Annotated in this window: 19 protein-coding genes and 1 pseudogene; 13 read left to right on the top strand and 7 right to left on the bottom strand. The window is 46.9% G+C overall.

The window, feature by feature from the left end; all coding sequences use genetic code 11:
* Positions 1-11 precede the first annotated feature (11 nt).
* Positions 12-1,175 carry a MalY/PatB family protein gene (locus tag NYE38_RS15420; protein WP_257989029.1) on the bottom strand — a complete coding sequence of 388 codons (1,164 nt, stop codon included), beginning with the start codon at positions 1,173-1,175 and terminating at the stop codon, positions 12-14.
* Between the two features lie 86 nt (positions 1,176-1,261).
* Between NYE38_RS15420 and NYE38_RS15415 the strand changes: the two genes are divergently transcribed.
* The gene (locus NYE38_RS15415; protein WP_014418748.1) at positions 1,262-1,522 is read left to right on the top strand and encodes a DUF1871 family protein; all 261 of its coding nucleotides are present in this window, start codon (positions 1,262-1,264) and stop codon (positions 1,520-1,522) included.
* Between the two features lie 24 nt (positions 1,523-1,546).
* Here NYE38_RS15415 and NYE38_RS15410 read toward each other — a convergent pair whose 3' ends face one another.
* Positions 1,547-2,368 carry an alpha/beta hydrolase gene (locus NYE38_RS15410; RefSeq protein WP_021495356.1) on the bottom strand — a complete coding sequence of 274 codons (822 nt, stop codon included), beginning with the start codon at positions 2,366-2,368 and terminating at the stop codon, positions 1,547-1,549.
* 152 nt (positions 2,369-2,520) lie between these two features.
* Between NYE38_RS15410 and NYE38_RS15405 the strand changes: the two genes are divergently transcribed.
* The 3 genes from NYE38_RS15405 to yugI all read left to right on the top strand — a co-directional run bounded on the left by NYE38_RS15405 (position 2,521) and on the right by yugI (position 4,780).
* A complete protein-coding gene (locus NYE38_RS15405) occupies positions 2,521-3,021 on the top strand; it encodes an Lrp/AsnC family transcriptional regulator (RefSeq protein ID WP_003152098.1) in 501 nt (166 codons plus the stop codon).
* On the top strand, positions 3,022-4,191 hold the full coding sequence (locus NYE38_RS15400) for an aminotransferase (protein ID WP_017419409.1): 1,170 nt from the start codon (positions 3,022-3,024) through the stop codon (positions 4,189-4,191). It begins immediately after the preceding gene.
* A 196-nt stretch (positions 4,192-4,387) separates the two neighbouring features.
* Positions 4,388-4,780, top strand: coding sequence for a S1 domain-containing post-transcriptional regulator GSP13 (yugI, locus tag NYE38_RS15395; RefSeq protein WP_007408653.1), 393 nt, complete (start codon positions 4,388-4,390; stop codon positions 4,778-4,780).
* Positions 4,781-4,827: 47 nt separating this feature from the next.
* Here yugI and NYE38_RS15390 read toward each other — a convergent pair whose 3' ends face one another.
* On the bottom strand, positions 4,828-5,064 hold the full coding sequence (locus NYE38_RS15390) for a DUF378 domain-containing protein (protein WP_003152104.1): 237 nt from the start codon (positions 5,062-5,064) through the stop codon (positions 4,828-4,830).
* 230 nt (positions 5,065-5,294) lie between these two features.
* Here NYE38_RS15390 and NYE38_RS15385 point away from each other — a divergent pair, with 230 nt between their 5' ends.
* Both NYE38_RS15385 and NYE38_RS15380 read left to right on the top strand, forming a co-directional pair.
* Positions 5,295-6,458: an iron-containing alcohol dehydrogenase gene (locus tag NYE38_RS15385; RefSeq protein ID WP_017419408.1), complete on the top strand. Its 1,164-nt coding sequence runs from the start codon at positions 5,295-5,297 to the stop codon at positions 6,456-6,458.
* Between the two features lie 86 nt (positions 6,459-6,544).
* Positions 6,545-7,717 (top strand): annotated as a pseudogene (locus tag NYE38_RS15380) (iron-containing alcohol dehydrogenase).
* A gap of 193 nt (positions 7,718-7,910) precedes the next feature.
* On the opposite strand, the gene ycaC reads toward NYE38_RS15380, so the two are convergent.
* A complete protein-coding gene (gene ycaC / locus NYE38_RS15375) occupies positions 7,911-8,555 on the bottom strand; it encodes an isochorismate family cysteine hydrolase YcaC (protein ID WP_014418745.1) in 645 nt (214 codons plus the stop codon).
* Positions 8,556-8,679: 124 nt separating this feature from the next.
* Positions 8,680-9,246 carry an NADPH-dependent FMN reductase gene (locus NYE38_RS15370; protein WP_017419407.1) on the bottom strand — a complete coding sequence of 189 codons (567 nt, stop codon included), beginning with the start codon at positions 9,244-9,246 and terminating at the stop codon, positions 8,680-8,682.
* Positions 9,247-9,643: 397 nt separating this feature from the next.
* On the opposite strand from NYE38_RS15370, the gene NYE38_RS15365 reads away from it, so the two are divergent.
* The 3 genes from NYE38_RS15365 (at position 9,644) to NYE38_RS15355 (ending at position 11,842) form a co-directional block, all read left to right on the top strand.
* Positions 9,644-10,996: a glucose-6-phosphate isomerase gene (locus NYE38_RS15365; protein ID WP_007408647.1), complete on the top strand. Its 1,353-nt coding sequence runs from the start codon at positions 9,644-9,646 to the stop codon at positions 10,994-10,996.
* 65 nt (positions 10,997-11,061) lie between these two features.
* Entirely contained in the window at positions 11,062-11,415 is a 354-nt protein-coding gene (locus NYE38_RS15360) for a hypothetical protein (protein ID WP_025650352.1), read from the top strand.
* Positions 11,416-11,437: 22 nt separating this feature from the next.
* Positions 11,438-11,842 (top strand): YugN-like family protein, encoded by a 405-nt coding sequence (locus NYE38_RS15355; RefSeq protein WP_015418088.1) that lies wholly within the window; start codon positions 11,438-11,440, stop codon positions 11,840-11,842.
* Here the strand turns inward: NYE38_RS15355 and NYE38_RS15350 are convergent.
* Together NYE38_RS15350 and NYE38_RS15345 are read right to left on the bottom strand one after the other, a co-directional pair.
* A complete protein-coding gene (locus NYE38_RS15350) occupies positions 11,839-12,825 on the bottom strand; it encodes a potassium channel family protein (protein WP_014418741.1) in 987 nt (328 codons plus the stop codon). The two genes, NYE38_RS15355 and NYE38_RS15350, sit on opposite strands and share 4 nt — an antisense overlap.
* The gene (locus NYE38_RS15345; RefSeq protein WP_003152123.1) at positions 12,822-13,076 is read right to left on the bottom strand and encodes a protein mistic; all 255 of its coding nucleotides are present in this window, start codon (positions 13,074-13,076) and stop codon (positions 12,822-12,824) included. Before NYE38_RS15345 ends, NYE38_RS15350 begins: the two co-directional genes overlap by 4 nt.
* Before the next feature lie 132 nt (positions 13,077-13,208).
* Between NYE38_RS15345 and NYE38_RS15340 the strand changes: the two genes are divergently transcribed.
* From NYE38_RS15340 to NYE38_RS15325, 4 genes are all read left to right on the top strand, one after another.
* On the top strand, positions 13,209-13,472 hold the full coding sequence (locus tag NYE38_RS15340) for a hypothetical protein (RefSeq protein ID WP_014418740.1): 264 nt from the start codon (positions 13,209-13,211) through the stop codon (positions 13,470-13,472).
* Positions 13,473-13,518: 46 nt separating this feature from the next.
* A complete protein-coding gene (locus NYE38_RS15335; protein ID WP_003152125.1) occupies positions 13,519-14,196 on the top strand; it encodes a zinc metallopeptidase in 678 nt (225 codons plus the stop codon).
* A 42-nt stretch (positions 14,197-14,238) separates the two neighbouring features.
* Complete coding sequence (locus NYE38_RS15330) at positions 14,239-15,528, top strand: hemolysin family protein (protein WP_007408640.1); 1,290 nt, start codon at positions 14,239-14,241, stop codon at positions 15,526-15,528.
* A 90-nt stretch (positions 15,529-15,618) separates the two neighbouring features.
* On the top strand, positions 15,619-17,277 hold the full coding sequence (locus tag NYE38_RS15325) for an alpha-glucosidase (protein WP_224988888.1): 1,659 nt from the start codon (positions 15,619-15,621) through the stop codon (positions 17,275-17,277).
* The last annotated feature ends 35 nt before the right edge of the window (positions 17,278-17,312 follow it).

Raw genomic sequence — 17,312 nt, 5'->3', positions numbered from 1 at the left:
TCTTTCCGCTGCTAAGCGAGCGCTGCTTTCATTCTCTCAAGCCCTTCTTTTACGGCGGCGGCTGAACAGCCGACATTAAGTCTCATAAATCCTTCGCCGCCCGGTCCGTATTTTGTTCCCGGCTCTAATATGATTTTCCCTTTTTTGAGCATTCTTTCTTTGAGCTCGGCATCCGAAAATCCGTACTCGCTGAAATCCATCCAGATCAAATAGGAAGCGTCGGGCTTCATCATACGGACTTTCGGCAATTCTTTTCTTAAAAAGTCCTCAGCCAATTTCATATTCCCTTCAATGTAAGGAATCAGCGCGTCAAGCCAAGGGCCTCCCTTTGTATAAGCCGCTTCGATTGCTGCAACCGCAAATGTGTTGAGGCTGGAAATCCCGTTCTGATGCAATGCGGCGGAGAATTTCGCCCGCTTATAACGGTCGGGAATGATAATGGCGGATGCCTGAATGCCGGCAATATTAAACGTCTTGCTCGGCGCGACACAAGTAACGGAAATCCGCGCAAACTCCTCAGACAGAGAAGCAAAAGGCGTATGCGGCTTTCCGTACAGCATCAAGTCGGAATGTATCTCGTCAGAAACGACGGTGACGTTATGAGCGGCGCACAGCGATCCGAGCTTCATAAGCTCATCCCGGCTCCACGCTCTGCCGGACGGATTGTGGGGATTACAAAGAATCATCAGCTTGACCTCAGAATCGTTCAGCTTTTTCTCAAGATCCTCAAAATCCATGCAGTAGACGCCGTTTTCTTCCCGTAATGGGTTATGTAAAACCTGCCGTTTGTTTTCCTTGATCATCTGATAAAAAGGCGTATACACCGGTGATTGAATCAACACCGGATCGCCCGGTTCGGTAAAGGCTTGTACTGCCATGCTGATTGCCGTGACAACTCCGGGACTGAACGTGATGCTTGCGGGATCGGGCCGGTAGCCGTGCCGTGTCTCGAGCCATGAAGCGACAGCTTCTCTTGTGTTTTCGTCAGGAGACGTATAACCGAATATGCCGTGGTCAAGGCGGGCTTTTAAGGCGTCAGTGACCGCTTCGGGAGCGCGGAAATCCATATCGGCAACCCACATCGGAAGCGCATCCGATACGCCGAATAACGCTTCCGCCTTGTCCCATTTCACCGATTGTGTGCCAAGACGGTTTTCTCGAAGATCAAAGTTCATGTATGTCACTCCTGTAGTATCATTATTTTGCACAGCGTATCTATGATAAAATAGAATTGCAAACTTTATTATAAGCGGTGATGAAAATGGAAGAAAGCCAAGCGGTCATGGAAATGATGAAAATCATTGCCAAGTGGGACCCGTTTAAATATGGAGAAGATTTTTATGAGACAGAAGCCGTCGACATCGTTCAGGCCGTCTACAGTGAAGACCGTGCCGACAAGCTGGCAGCAGCCATTCAGGATATCTTTGAAGCTTCATTTGAGCAAAAGCTTCCGATCGAAGGCTGCCAAAAGGCCGCCGAGCAGCTTCTGTCCATAAAAGAAAGCAGCTCCTGCACCCCATAAAAACCGGCGGTTCCGCCGGTTTTTTTATTGAATAAATTCAAAAATCCGCTCCGAAACAAACTCCGGGCGCTCTTCGGGTACGAGGTGCCCCGTATCCTTGAGTGAATACAGAATGGAATCCGGCAGGTCGTCATGAAGCCGTTTTCCGATTGAGACCGGAACGACCCGGTCTTCTTCTCCCCATATTAAAAGAGCGGGGTTTTGCACTTTCTTCAAATCCTCGGGCTCTAAATCGCCCTCCCTGTGTCTGATAAACCTTGTCATCGCTTTGAAAATCTGGCGGTCTGTAAATGGTTTTTCGTAACCGTCAATCATTTCCTGATCGATAAGCGTCCGGTCGTGAACGACATTTAACAGGTTGTTCAGCACGCCGTCTTTTGAAAGCCAATACTTAAGATACAGGTCAAAACAAGGGAGATGCGTCCCGAATATAATCGACGGGTGCGAGCGCTTTAAATACCCCGAGCTGCACAGCAGGACGATTTTAGAAAAAAGCTCGGGTCTGAGAAGAGACGCGGATAAGGAAATCTGGCCGCCCATTGAATGGCCGATGAGTGCGGCCCGGCTGATACCGAGCTTTTCCAGAAGTCCGATCAGAAGCTTGGCGAGGTTTGCGTAAGTATATACGAATGTCCGTGACTTTTCCGATTGCCCGAAAGGAGGCAGGTCAACGGCGATAATATCATAATGGTTTCTGAGCAGCGGGATCAGTTTTCTGAAGCTGAATGCCGAAGATAAAAAACCGTGTACGCAGACGAGTGTCTGTCTGCCGGGATTTTCATAATGCTCGTAATATAGCTCAACTCCGTCTATCGCGGCCCGTTTAATCGGTGAAACAGCTTCCATGAGAGCCTTCGCCATCCTTTCTTTGTTGTAATGTAAAGGCTTATTTGATTGTCAGATTTTAGCTCTGGTTTCTTTCGGGTTTTTCTTAGCATTTGTCGAAAATCGTGATATAATGTCATGAAGATTTTTGATAATGCAAAGGTGTGAAACGTATGAAGCTGACCGAAAAAGAAACAGAAATATTAGAAATTTTAGACGAAAACAGCCGCGTTGATGCGGAAACGATTGCGAAAATGGCAAACATTCCCGCTGAAGAAGTCAAAAGCATCATTGAAAAGCTTGAAAAGGAAAAAGTCATCATTGATTATGCGGCGATGATCGACTGGCGCAAAGTCGACGGTTTGGAAGGCGTTACGGCGATGATTGACGTAAAAGTCACTCCGAAACGAAATGTCGGCTTTGATGAAGTCGCTGAGCGGATATACAGATTCCAGGAAGTTGAATCAGTGTACCTGATGTCAGGGGTGTATGACTTATCTGTCGTTATTCGCGGCAACACGATGTCAGACGTGGCAAGCTTCGTGTCTGAAAAATTGTCCACCCTTGAGTCTGTCGTTTCCACGACAACGCACTTTATCCTGAAAAAATATAAGCATGACGGCAAAGTCTTTGAAAGCGGAGACGATGACAAAAGAATCGTGGTGTCTCCGTAAATGGAATCGAAGACTTCTTATTTATCTGACTACGTGCAGCAGATTAAACCGTCAGGCATCCGCAAATTCTTTGATCTGGCCGCTACGATGGAAGGCGTCATTTCACTGGGAGTGGGAGAGCCTGACTTTGTGACGGCCTGGAACGTGAGGGAAGCGAGTATTCTTTCTTTAGAACAGGGTTATACGGCTTATACGGCAAATGCGGGTCTTTATGAACTGAGAGAAGAAATCAGCCGCTACTTAGATCAGCGGTTCGGCCTGAGTTATTCGCCTGACAGTGAACTGATCGTTACTGTAGGGGCAAGCCAGGCGCTTGATCTCGCTGTCCGCGCCATTATGAATCCCGGGGAGGAAATGTTAATTCCCGAACCGTGTTTTGTCGCATATGAATCACTCGTGACCCTGACGGGGGCGAAGCCGGTGCCGATTCAGACTGTCGCTGCAAAAGGTTTCAAAGCATCAGCAGCCGATTTTGAAGCAGCCCTGACGGACAAAACAAAAGCGCTGCTTCTATGTTCGCCGTCAAATCCGACAGGTTCTGTCTATTCGAAAGAAGAGCTTGAATCCATCGCTGCTTTCGCTGAAAAACACGACTTGATTGTGCTTGCCGATGAAATTTATGCCGAGCTGACGTATGATGAGCCATTCACGAGCATGGGGGCCATCCGCGGCATGAAGGAACGCACGGTTCTTATTTCCGGCTTCTCCAAAGCATTTGCCATGACGGGGTGGAGACTCGGATTTACGGCGGCGCCTCCCGTGATCAGGGATGCCATGCTCAAAATTCATCAGCACGCGATGATGTGCGCGCCTTCCATGGCTCAGTACGCGGCACTTGAAGGGCTGAAAAACGGCCAGGAAGACGTCGAAAGAATGAAGAAAAGCTATCGGAGACGCCGAAACCTGATTGTGGAGACATTGAACGAAATCGGACTCGGCTGCCACCACCCCGGCGGAGCATTTTACGCCTTTCCTTCCATTCAGTCGACCGGCATGAGTTCAGAAGAATTCGCGGAACAGCTGCTCATTGAGGAAAAAGTAGCCGTCGTTCCGGGGAATGTGTTCGGCCCGAGCGGCGAAGGCTACATCAGATGTTCCTATGCGACATCCATTGAGCAGATTCAGGAAGCGCTCGTCAGAATCAAACGGTTTGTTGAAAAAAAGGCATAAAAAAAGATACGAACCCGGTTCGCATCCAAATAAAAGGGGGGAATACTAGAAAGCCTTCGTAATCATAGTATACCCCCATTTTTCTGTGCTTAAACATGATCATGTAAAAAAGTTCTCTTTGCGAAAAACAAACTTGTATGATATAATTTTAAATTGCGTATAATCTGTATTTAATTTAACTTAGGAGTTGTTATGAATGGCAGCAAAATTTGAAGTGGGCAGTGTTTACACTGGTAAAGTAACAGGATTACAAGCGTATGGTGCGTTTGTTGCATTAGATGAAGAAACTCAAGGACTTGTTCACATTTCTGAAGTCACTCACGGTTTCGTAAAAGACATTAACGAACACCTTTCTATCGGTGACGAAGTACAAGTAAAAGTACTTGCGGTTGACGAAGAAAAAGGCAAAATCAGCCTTTCTATCCGTGCGACTCAAGCGGCGCCTGAAAGAAAAGAAAGCAAACCAAGAAAACCGAAAGCGGCTCAAGCTTCTGAAGAAACATCTGCTCCGCAAGGTTTCAACACATTGAAAGATAAGCTTGAAGAGTGGATTGAACAGTCCAACCGCAAAGACCTTATCAAAAAATAATCATCAAAAAAAGCACCGGATATGTATGTTCGGTGCTTTTTTTATGTTTATCTGACTTCCGGATTTGCCGCTTCCTCGCGGGATGTTTCTTCGTTCGGCTTAAACAGCAGGCCGAGATTGATCAGACCGGCGATGCCGACAAGACCGTAAATAATCCGCGACAGAGCTGATCCTTGGCCGCCGAAGATGGCTGCTACTAAATCAAATTGGAAAAATCCGATCAGTCCCCAGTTAATAGCGCCGATAATCGTTAATACGAGACAGATACGCTGAATAACACTCATGTAAACAACCTCCTCTATGAATTCGTGAAACAGTTATAGATTGTGACAAAGCAAAGAATCTATGCATACTACATTCTCCGCCGTGTAAATCACACACTGTCTCAAGCTGTACAAGTGCCTTTCCCGGGAAGCCGCTGTCTGTAAACCGTGTGATGTGCCGTCAAAAAAGCGGATTGCTTTACATTGAATGTCATCTTTCTGCATAATATAAATCCAAAGGAGGAGATGTCATGCAAAACTTTACATATTGGAATCCGACCAAATTGATTTTCGGAAAGGGAGAGGTCGAAAAACTTCCTGAAGAAATCAAGCCGTACGGAAAGAACGTACTGCTCGTATACGGGGGCGGCAGCATTAAGCGCAGCGGTCTTTATGATCAAGTAACCGAACTGCTGAAAAAAGCAGGAGTTACCGTACATGAATTGGCAGGCGTAGAGCCGAATCCGCGTGTCTCAACGGTGAACAAAGGTGTTGCGCTCTGTAAAGAAAACAGCATCGATTTCTTATTGGCCGTCGGCGGCGGAAGTGTCATTGACTGCACGAAAGCCATCGCGGCGGGCGCTAAATATGACGGCGACGCGTGGGATATCGTCACGAAAAAACACCAGCCGAAAGAAGCGCTGCCGTTCGGAACAGTGCTGACCCTTGCGGCAACCGGTTCAGAGATGAACTCCGGATCAGTCATCACAAACTGGGAGACACAAGAGAAATACGGATGGGGGAGCCCTCTCGTTTACCCTAAATTCTCTATTCTCGATCCGGTAAACACATTTACCGTTCCGAAAGACCACACCATTTACGGCATGGTCGATATGATGAGCCATGTGTTTGAACAATATTTCCACCACACGTCAAACACGCCGTATCAGGACCGGATGTGTGAATCGCTTCTGCGCACGGTGATTGAAACAGCGCCGAAGCTGATCAATGATCTGGAGAACTACGAGCTTCGTGAGACGATTTTATATACAGGCACGATCGCATTAAACGGAATGCTGTCAATGGGCGCAAGAGGGGATTGGGCCACACACAACATCGAGCATGCGGTATCAGCGGTTTACGATATACCGCACGCCGGAGGTTTAGCGATTCTGTTCCCGAACTGGATGAGACATGTGCTCAAAGAAAATCCGGTCCGCTTTAAACAGCTTGCCGTCCGTGTCTTCGATATTGACGAGACAGGCAAATCAGATGAAGAGATCGCACTTGAAGGAATCAGCAAGCTGTCTGATTTCTGGACGAGCCTCGGCGCTCCGAACAGACTCGCTGATTATGATATTTCTGATGAGAAGCTGGATACGATTGCAGATAAAGCGATGGCAAACGGAGCATTCGGACAGTTCAAGTCACTGCAGAAAGAAGACGTGCTTGCGATACTGAAAGCATCATTGTAATAACATAAAGGGGGCGGCCGGATTGGCAGCTCCTTTTTTTCTGTGTTATAGTAATTCCCTTACGATTTTTTTGGAGGTCATGATAAATGGAGAACTTTACGTACTACAATCCGACGAAACTGATTTTCGGAAAAGGTCAAATCGACCAATTGAAAAAAGAGCTGAAGCAATACGGGAAAAACGTGCTGCTTGTTTACGGAGGCGGCAGCATTAAGCGAAACGGCCTGTATGACCAAGTAACAGGCATCTTAAAAGAAGAAGGCGCAACCGTTCATGAGCTTGCGGGCGTTGAACCGAACCCGCGTCTGGAAACGGTAAATAAAGGAATTGAGCTGTGCAGACAGCATGAGATTGATTTCCTTCTCGCAGTCGGCGGCGGAAGTGTCATCGACTGTACAAAAGCGATTGCGGCCGGTGCGAAATATGACGGCGACGCATGGGACATTTACAGCAAAAAAGTAACGGCGTAGGACGCACTCCCGTTCGGCACGGTGCTGACGCTTGCGGCGACAGGCTCTGAAATGAACCCTGATTCCGTTATCACAAATTGGGAAACAAACGAAAAATTCGTATGGGGCAGCAATGTCACTCATCCGCGTTTCTCCATTTTAGATCCTGAGAATACTTTCAGCGTTCCGGAAAACCAAACCGTATACGGCATGGTGGATATGATGAGCCACGTATTTGAACAATACTTCCACAATGTTGAAAACACGCCGCTTCAGGACAGAATGTGTTTTGCGGTCCTTCAGACGGTAATTGAAACAGCGCCGAAACTTTTGGAAGACCTTGAGAACTATAAGCACCGTGAAACGATTTTATACGCGGGTACGATCGCATTAAACGGCACGCTGCAAATGGGCTATTTCGGCGATTGGGCTTCCCATACGATGGAGCACGCCGTATCAGCGGTGTATGACATCCCTCACGCGGGAGGACTTGCGATTCTGTTCCCGAACTGGATGAGATACACGCTGGATACAAATGTAGACCGTTTTAAAAACCTCATGCTCAACATGTTTGACATTGATACTGAAGGCAAAACGGATAAAGAAATTGCGCTTGAAGGGATCGATAAATTATCTGCGTTCTGGACAAGCCTCGGCGCGCCGTCCCGCCTTGCGGATTATGACATCGGCGAAGACAAGCTTGAGCTGATTGCAGACATCGCCGCAAAAGAAATGGAATACGGCGGATTCGGCAATTTCCAAAAACTGAACAAAGATGACGTACTTGCCATCTTAAAGGCGTCTCTGTAAGATACATTCCCGGCCGGAGTGATTTTTAAGTTGCAGATGTAATCACATGCTGCGGATTTGACTCCCTGTTTCTGTACATTTAGCAGAAAAGGATCAATTAACTTTGCGATTGCCGATCATCTATTTACACAAAATCTAAATCATGAAGAGCCGCGAATTTAAAAAAGGGGCGCTGATTCAATCAGCGCTCCTTTTATGCATTTTGTGTACTAAGGTCCCGCTGAGCCCCCATATAGCTTCCCATTAAGTTTTGATAACCGGGAAGATGACTGGAGATTAATGCGCCAAAACCTTCAACATCGTTGCGCCAATCACGCTGAAGCTCGCATGCTACGCTGAACCAGTTCATCAGCTGTGCGCCGCCATGAGCCATACGGGTTAGTGATGCATCTGCTACTTGCTTATTAAACGTCCCCGAAGCATCTGTCACAACAAACACTTCGTAGCCTGCTTTAATGGCAGAAAGCGCAGGAAAAGCAACGCAGACGTCTGTTACCACCCCCGCGATAATCAGCTGTTTTTTGCCAGTCGCTTCAATGGCTTTAACAAAGTCTTCATTGTCCCATGCATTAATTTGTCCGGGACGGGCTATTTTTGGCGCATCAGGAAAGAGATCAACGAGTTCTTGCATGAGCGGTCCGTTGGGTCCGTTTTCAAAGCTGGTTGTTAAAATAACCGGTAAATCAAAGAATTTAGCCGTATCACCGAGAGCCAATACATTGTTCTTAAATTCATCAACGCCATAGTCACGCACGAGACCGGAAATAAGGCCGGTTTGATGGTCAACTAAAAGCACGGCAGCATCATCTTTTGAAAGACGGGAATAAAGATCAGACATTTTATAATCCTCCTTGAATTAAGGCAAGTAAGTTTGTGAATTGAAAACGGTAAATCTATTCATATGCTGTATAGATAGAAAGTTATTTCTGAGGTGACTTTTCGTGAGGGTGATGATCCTTCAATTAATCTGGAACGGGAACCGGAGCATGATCAATCCAATGGATGAACTGTTGTAAATAGCGTTGAAGATAACGTTTTGTTTGTTCATCCGTAAGTATGTTTTGAGCGGAATCAATTTTCTCATGGACTTGCGAAATCAGCATTTTTTGAAATGGCAAAACATTGACTTGCATAGCTTCGAGTACTTCTCTCATTTGCGTTTGACCAAAGGCAGTACCGAACCCTCCGGGGGTTGCGCCGATTAAGCCAACCGGTTTTCTGTTTAAAACAGAAGAGGTCCGCGGTCTCGATGCCCAGTCCAATGCGTTTTTTAATACCCCCGGAATTCCGGAATTGTACTCTGGACTTACAATGATGACGCCGTCAACGTCTTGTATATCAGCTCTAAAGGATGTTACGGAGTCTGGTGCTCCGGCAATTTCTAAATCTTCGTTAAAAAAAGGAAGATTGTCTATTTCAACCCAACGAAATTGAGCCGCATTATCGAAGTCAAACAATGATTGAGCAATTGCTCGATTATACGAGTTTTTTCGTAAACTTCCGCAAATAAGACCAATGGTTTTAGTCATAAAATCACCTCCCGGTTTAAAATCACTTTCATCTTAACACGATACCCCAAATATAGACACTATTTTTAAAAATGGACATTTATGCCTTAATATGACTGCGCGGCAGCCTCTCAAGAGGAGTACTATATAAAAAGAACCGGCCCATCGGGATTGGCGATGGATGTCATCCTGCTCCAAAGTAAAGGTGATACGTTCCTGGATCATCAACATTCGATTCGTTACCCCTCTCACGATTATTACAAATATAACCATATCGAATCCGGGATATTGTATAAAAAATGAACGCATCTTTAGCGCAAATCCCGTATTCATCCGGCCTTCTTCATGACTTGATTTAGCGGGTGAGTTCATATAAAGTGAAAGAGAAAACAATTCACCGTGATGGAGGGACAAGCAAATGACGCATGTACGCTTTGATTACTCAAGAGCGTTACCTTTTTTCAATGAACATGAACTTACATACGCACGTGATTTCGTAAAAACGGCACACCATAATATCCATGAAAAAACAGGCGCCGGAAGCGACTTTTTAGGATGGGTGGACCTCCCTGAAAACTACGATAAAGAAGAATTCGCGCGCATTAAAAAAAGCGCTGAAAAAATCAAATCAGATTCAGACGTGCTTCTCGTCGTGGGTATCGGCGGTTCATACTTAGGCGCCCGCGCGGCGATTGAAGCGCTCAATCATTCTTTCTATAATGTTCTGCCGAAAGACAAGCGCAAAAACCCTCAAGTTATCTTTATCGGCAACAATATCAGCTCAACTTATATGAAAGATGTTATGGATCTTTTAGAAGACGCTGATTTCTCTATCAATGTCATTTCTAAATCAGGCACGACGACGGAACCTGCAATCGCTTTCCGGATTTTCCGCAAACTTCTTGAAGAAAAATACGGAAAAGAAGAAGCGAAAGCGCGGATTTACGCGACGACAGATAAAGAGCGCGGCGCTTTAAAAACGCTTTCTAATGAAGAAGGCTTCGAATCATTCGTTATTCCTGATGATGTCGGCGGACGTTTCTCCGTTCTGACTGCGGTAGGCCTTCTGCCGATTGCGGTAAGCGGGGCTGATATCGATGAAATGATGAAAGGCGCTCTTGATGCAAGCAAAGACTTTTCCAGCTCGGAATTAGAAGAGAACGCGGCTTACCAATACGCCGTCGTCCGCAACGTTCTGTATAATAAAGGAAGAACCATTGAAATGCTTATCAACTATGAGCCTGCGCTGCAATACTTTGCGGAATGGTGGAAGCAGCTCTTCGGCGAAAGTGAAGGAAAAGATGAAAAAGGCATCTATCCTTCTTCCGCTAACTTCTCAACAGACCTTCACTCTCTCGGTCAATACGTGCAGGAAGGCAGACGCGATCTGTTTGAAACTGTATTAAACGTTGAAAAACCGAAGCATGAGCTGACAATTGAAGAAGCGGAAAATGATCTCGACGGCTTAAATTACTTAGCCGGAAAAACGGTCGATTTCGTCAACAAAAAAGCGTTCGAAGGCACGATGCTTGCCCATACAGACGGAAAAGTGCCGAACTTAATTGTCAACATTCCGGAGCTTAATGCATATACATTTGGATATCTCGTCTATTTCTTTGAAAAAGCGGTGGCGATGAGCGGTTATCTGCTCGGAGTCAACCCGTTTGATCAGCCGGGTGTTGAAGCCTATAAGGTGAATATGTTCGCGCTTCTCGGCAAACCGGGCTTTGAAGAGAAAAAAGCAGAGCTTGAAAAACGCCTTGAAAAATAAAAAGAAGGGCTGGCCCTCAGCATGACGGGTCAGCCTTTTTTAAACCGTGAAAGGTGTGTTGATGAATGATACGACTCTTATGTAAGCATGCCGTCATTTCCGTCTGTTCCGCCGTTATTGTCTATTCGGCACTAAAACTGTCTCCTGAATCCCTCTTACAAACCATCCTGTTTTTCGCTTTCCCTCTCGGCTTGTTTACGGACATGGTCCGGCTGAAACTGAAGATTGGCCGGATGCAGTCGCTGATCACGAAGTGCTGTCTCTATGCCGCCGTTTTCTATATTTCAACGGAAGCCGTTCTCTCCGCAATTGTGACGTATGTTCTGATTGAATGCGCCGTTATCTCTTTCCGGCGTCTGTCTGCCGCTCCCGATTCTTCCCGGGCGCCGTATGAAGATGCCGCAGAGCGGGGACGCTAAAGACAAAAAGGAGCATATGCACATGATCAGCATTCCATCTTCACTTGAAGGGCAATCGTTTTTACTCCGCGAATTGGAACAGGTGCTGAAACCGATCGGTTATACCATCGGAGGCGGCTGGGAGTATGACCGCGGGTTCTTTGATTACAAAATTTCCGATCAGGACGGCTATTTATTTCTCCGCATCCCTGTTGAAGCAAATAAGGGACACCTGGATGAACGGGGGGCCGCCGTTACAATCGGCACACCCTTTTTGCTGAGGCACGTCTATCAGCAGGAAACGGATGATCACGCAGGCGGCGGTGTTTTTGAGTCATTATTCAACCAATTCTCCGAGCCGAAACGGCGGGATGCGGCAATTGACCGCTCATATACAGATATCGGCATCTCGCTTGTGAAAGAGCTGGAAGACGTCCTGCTGCATTAAAGAGCCAAAAACAGATCAGTATCGAGCACCTTGTATGACAGGGGAGGGGTCAGCATCGGCCCCTCTTCTTTTTGTATGCCGATGATCGTGGTATTCCGTTTGAGATAATAGAGCGCACAGTCATGATAGGATGAGCCCTTTAATTCCCCGGGAACGGGAATGATGCGAACCTTTTTCTCCAGCGTCAGATCTGACAGCGTTTGCGGTTTGGCAAGCTGCAGCTTGACCCGGTAATGCTCAAACATCACCCGGCTCGACAGCCGTGATGTGCACAGAATCTTATTAGCTCCTGCGCGCTCGGCGTTTTTGACATACCGTTCCGTTAAAATTTCCACGATACAATAAACGGACGGATGCAGCCCTTTGATGGCGAGAAGCGTTAATACCGACAGCATATCAGCTTCGGATTCATTTTTCTGCTGATCCGCTGTCAGAATGACGGTATCGGCTTCCGTAACATTCGCCTTATTGAGCGTACTGTCATCAGCGGCATGTCCGCGGATGAAATGGACGTTTTCAATAAGCGGCCCTTCCCTTAATGAATCATCAATCAGGACGACAGTTTTTGACGGCGCGATGTGCTGCAGTTCTTTCAGCAGCATATGCGATTTCTCATTCCATCCGATAAGAATGACGTGCCCTTTGCCTTTAAAGGCGACCTTCCCTTCGACATAGCGGTGCTGTTTGCTGAATACGGCTGAAGAAAGCGTGGCGAAATAGGCGGTCACAAAACTCGCTCCGCTTAATACAAGCACCATGCCGGCAATCTGCCCGAGCGGCGTCTGGGGAACGTAATCGCCGTAGCCGACCGTGGCCACCGTAATAACCGCCCACCAAACCCCTTCAAACACAGACGTGAATTGCTTCGGTTCAAGCATGTAAATGAGTTGGCCGAACAATAAGATCAAGGCGATAATGATCAGTCCGATCCGAACATATAACGGCCATCTCAGCCAGGAAATAAAAATACGGTTTGATTTCATTCGTCCGGCTCTTCTTTCGACAGAGAGATGGATAAAATCTGCTTAATAATGGTGTTTAGTTTTTCATCCAGCTGTTCCTGGCCGTATGAGTCACGCGCATGTCTGATTAAATCGGCCGTCTCATCTTCAAACTGAATGAGAGGCTCGTCGTTTTCCGATTCATTATAGAGCTGGATAAAGGCGTCAAGCCCCTCGTTCATTCTGTCTATCGCATTGCTCAGCTGTTCTTTCTCGCCATTTGTCACTTTCATGTCGATCACACCTGTATCTTTTTTTATACAGTATGTCCCAGTTCGTTTGATGTCTTTCAAAAATCGACGAAAACATATTCACCCTTATTTTTTCATATGATAAAGAAAGCGGACCGAAAAAGGGTGAGTCGAATGACAGTCATTCAAAAACTGCTGGCGGCGCTGGCCGGAGCGCAGCTGCTCGCTTCGGCGGCCGTATTGCTTATTTTTGATTTGAATGGACACAATCATATGTCCGGCGGATTTTCATGGCTTGTTTTTGCAAAAGAGACCGCAGGCACGTTTCCGTTTTACATCGGAATGGCCGGGTGTATCCTCATCATGCTCGGAGGATTGATTCCTGTCAGAAAAAAGAAGCGGATTTCTGTACAGGAAAGCGGACAATCATTAAAATAATATATAAGCAGATCGTACGATATAAGAGAAAAAGGAAGAGGATAATATGCTGTTTATCTTTTTAACAATTGCTGCATTGGGATTGTCGTTTTGGGCACAATTTAAAGTGAAAAGCAATTTTCAGAAATACTCAGACGTAGAAGCTTCCAGTCAGCGGACGGGGGCGGAAACGGCAAGACGGATTCTTGATATTAACGGTTTATATGATGTGCCGGTAGAACCGGTAAGAGGCACTTTAACAGACCATTACGACCCGACGGAGCGGGTGGTGCGTTTATCTGAGCCGGTATATTACGGCCGCTCCATTTCCGCCATTTCCGTCGCTTCCCATGAAGTCGGACATGCTTTGCAGCATCAGGAATCATACGGCGCGCTTGTGCTGAGGCACAAAATTTTTCCGGTCGTCAATTTTGCCTCCGGGGTTGCCCCTCTGCTTTTCTTGGGCGGGATGCTCCTGGGCAGCTTGAACTTAATCGGACTCGGCATTATTTTGTTTTCGGCCGCTGTTTTTTTCCAGCTTGTCACACTGCCTGTCGAGTTTAATGCCAGCGCGAGGGCGAAGCGGATTATCGTGTCGGAAGGATTCATTCGCAACAGTGAAGAACACGGCGTGAATAAAGTGCTGAACGCCGCCGCGCTGACGTATGTGGCTGCGGCGCTCGTTTCATTATTCGAGCTGCTTCGTTTTGTGATGATTTTCTTAAATGGTCGTGATGAGAATTAACACGAAGGAGGTGGCCCCTTACCGTTTGCGGTAGGGGTTTTTTTGCTTATATTAAAACTGATTCTCATTATGCTGTTAATCGGATTAACGGCCATCTTTGTCGCTGCGGAATTTGCGATTGTCAAAATCCGCGGTTCAAAAATCGCGGAGCTGGTTGAAACCGGAGACAGCCGGGCGCTCGCGGCGCACAGGGTGATTTCAAATCTCGATGAATATTTATCAGCGTGCCAGCTCGGCATTACGATTACGGCGCTCGGACTCGGCTGGCTCGGTGAACCGACGATTCAGCGGCTTCTTCATCCTGTTTTCAGCTTGATCGGAATGCCGTCATCTATTACGCACGTCGTCACGTTTATTGCGGCGTTTATCGCCGTCACGTATCTGCACGTCGTCATCGGAGAGCTTGCGCCGAAAACGATATCCATTCAAAAAGCCGAAGCCGTCAGTCTGTGGACGGCGAAACCGCTCATTCTGTTTTATAAAGTGATGTATCCGTTTATTAAGCTGTTAAACGGCTCAGCCGGATTTTTGGTCAAGCTGTTCGGTTTTCATTCGGTGAAAGAACATGAGGTCGTGGTCAGTGAAGAGGAATTGCGGCTGATTTTGTCCGAAAGCTATAAAAAAGGTCAAATCAATCAATCCGAATTCCGTTACGTCAATAAAATATTTGAATTCGATAACCGGGTCGCCAGAGAAATCATGGTGCCGCGCACCGAAATCGCCGCCATCTCGCTTGAACAGTCAGTTGATGAAGCCATACATTTGATCATCAACGAACGGTATACGCGATATCCGGTTATTAAGGAAGACAAAGATCACATTCTCGGCATTATTAACAATAAGGATTTATTTAAAGCGTATTTTCTCGGCCGCTCCATTGAATTAAAAGAAATTATGCGTCCGGTCATCAGAGTCATTGAAAGCATCCCCGTTCAGGAGCTTTTGATCCGTATGCAGAAGGAGCGGATTCATATGGCGATTCTCGTTGACGAATACGGCGGCACGGCGGGGCTTGTGACCGTCGAAGACATATTGGAGGAAATCGTCGGGGAAATCCGTGATGAATATGACCAGGATGAAATGCCCCACATCGTCAAAAAAGGCGAACACCACTATGTGATGGACGGCAAGGCGCTCATAGAAGAGGTGAATGATCTTCTTGATATCGCCATCGAAAATGAAGACATTGACACGATTGCCGGCTGGCTCTTAACACAAAAAATGGAGCTGAAAAATGGTGATGTGTTTCATGCCGAAGGGTGTGAATTTAAGGTGCTGGAAGCGGAAGACCATCATATCCGCTTCGTTGAAATTAAAAAAACTGATTTCTGAGCCTCCTGCTTTTGCAATGAGGCTTTTTTTTATGGGAAAAATGCTTCTTCGTCCCGCTCCTTCATATGATGTAAAGAAAGGAGTGTCGGTATGAAAACGGATTGGTGGAAAACGGCGGCCGTCTATCAAATTTATCTCCGAAGTTTTATGGATTCGAACGGGGACGGAATCGGCGACATTAACGGCATCAGAGCAAAGCTTCATTACATAAAAGAGTTGGGGGCGGATGTGATCTGGCTTTGTCCCGTTTTTGACTCGCCGGGCGCGGACAACGGCTACGATATTCGGAATTATAAACAAATTGCCGGCGAATTCGGGACGATGGAGGATTTTGACCGGCTCCTTGCGGATGTCCATGCACTCGGCATGAAGCTGATTATAGACCTCGTCATCAACCATACAAGCGATGAGCACCCTTGGTTTATCGAATCACGCTCAGCGAAAGATTCCGAAAAACGGGACTGGTACATCTGGAGAGACGGAAAAAACGGCAAAGAGCCGAACAATTGGGAAAGCATTTTCGGCGGATCGGCGTGGGAATATGATCAAGAGACCGGCCAGTATTACCTGCACCTGTTTGACAAAAAACAGCCTGATTTAAATTGGGAAAACGAAGCGATGAGGCAGTCCGTTTATGAGATGGTCCGCTGGTGGCTTGATAAAGGCATAGACGGCTTCCGGGTGGATGCCATTTCTCACATTAAGAAAAAAGAAGGGCTCCCTGACATGCCGAATCCGGACGGTCTCCCATACGTCCCGTCTTTCCCGTATCATATGAATGGGGAAGGCATAATGGATCTCTTGAAAGAGCTGAAACGGGAAACATTTTCGCGCTATCCGATCATGACGGTCGGCGAGGCGAACGGAGTGGCGGCTTGGGAGGCGGCTGATTGGGCCGGTGAAGAAAACGGCGTCTTTCAAATGATTTTTCAATTTGAACATCTCGGCCTCTGGGATACGGAAGATGATCAAAGCATTTCCATTCCGGCGCTTAAGCGCGTCTTGTCCGGCTGGCAGAACAGTCTTGAAGGAAAGGGTTGGAACGCGTTGTTTATGGAGAACCACGATCAGCCCCGTTCCGTCTCGGTATGGGGTGACGAACGGTTTTTGACAGAAAGCGCCAAGGCACTCGCCGCGATGTATATGCTGATGAAAGGCACGCCGTTTATTTACCAGGGGCAGGAGCTCGGAATGACCAATGTTTCGTTTCCATCCATTGAAGATTATGATGACGCCGCAATGAAATATCTGTATGAAAAAGAGACGTCCCGCGGCGTTCCGCATGAAAAAGTGATGAAGATCATCTGGAAGAAGGGCCGGGATAATTCACGGACACCGATGCAATGGAGCGGTGAGGCGAACGGCGGGTTTTCTGATGCTTCTCCGTGGCTCGGAGTGAATCCGAACCACACATGGCTGAATGCTGCATCACAAATGCAGGATGAAACATCCGTATACCATTTCTACAAACGGCTGCTCGCCCTCAGAAAAGAACACGGTGTATTGATCAGCGGCACATATGAATTGCTGCTTCCGAATGACCGGCAGATTTATGCCTATCTAAGAAAAAACGGAACAAAAACCGCCCTGATCATCACAAATCTGTCCCGAACCCCCGCTTTATACAGGCATCCCGGTTATCCGCTTGACTCCGATTCTCTCGTGCTTGCAAACGCGGAAACAGAAGCGCACCGCCATGTGACGTCCTTTCTTTTAAAGCCTTATGAGGCCCGCGTATATATATGGTGAAAAACTTCAGTCCCGAGGCTGAAGTTTTTTGTGAT

Origin of the sequence: Bacillus sp. EU63, from assembly GCF_038592915.1 — a bacterium.
Classification (GTDB): Bacteria; Bacillota; Bacilli; order Bacillales; family Bacillaceae; genus Bacillus; species Bacillus velezensis.
Note: the sequence above shows the minus strand (reverse complement) of the source record. Positions and strands in the feature narration are given on the sequence as shown.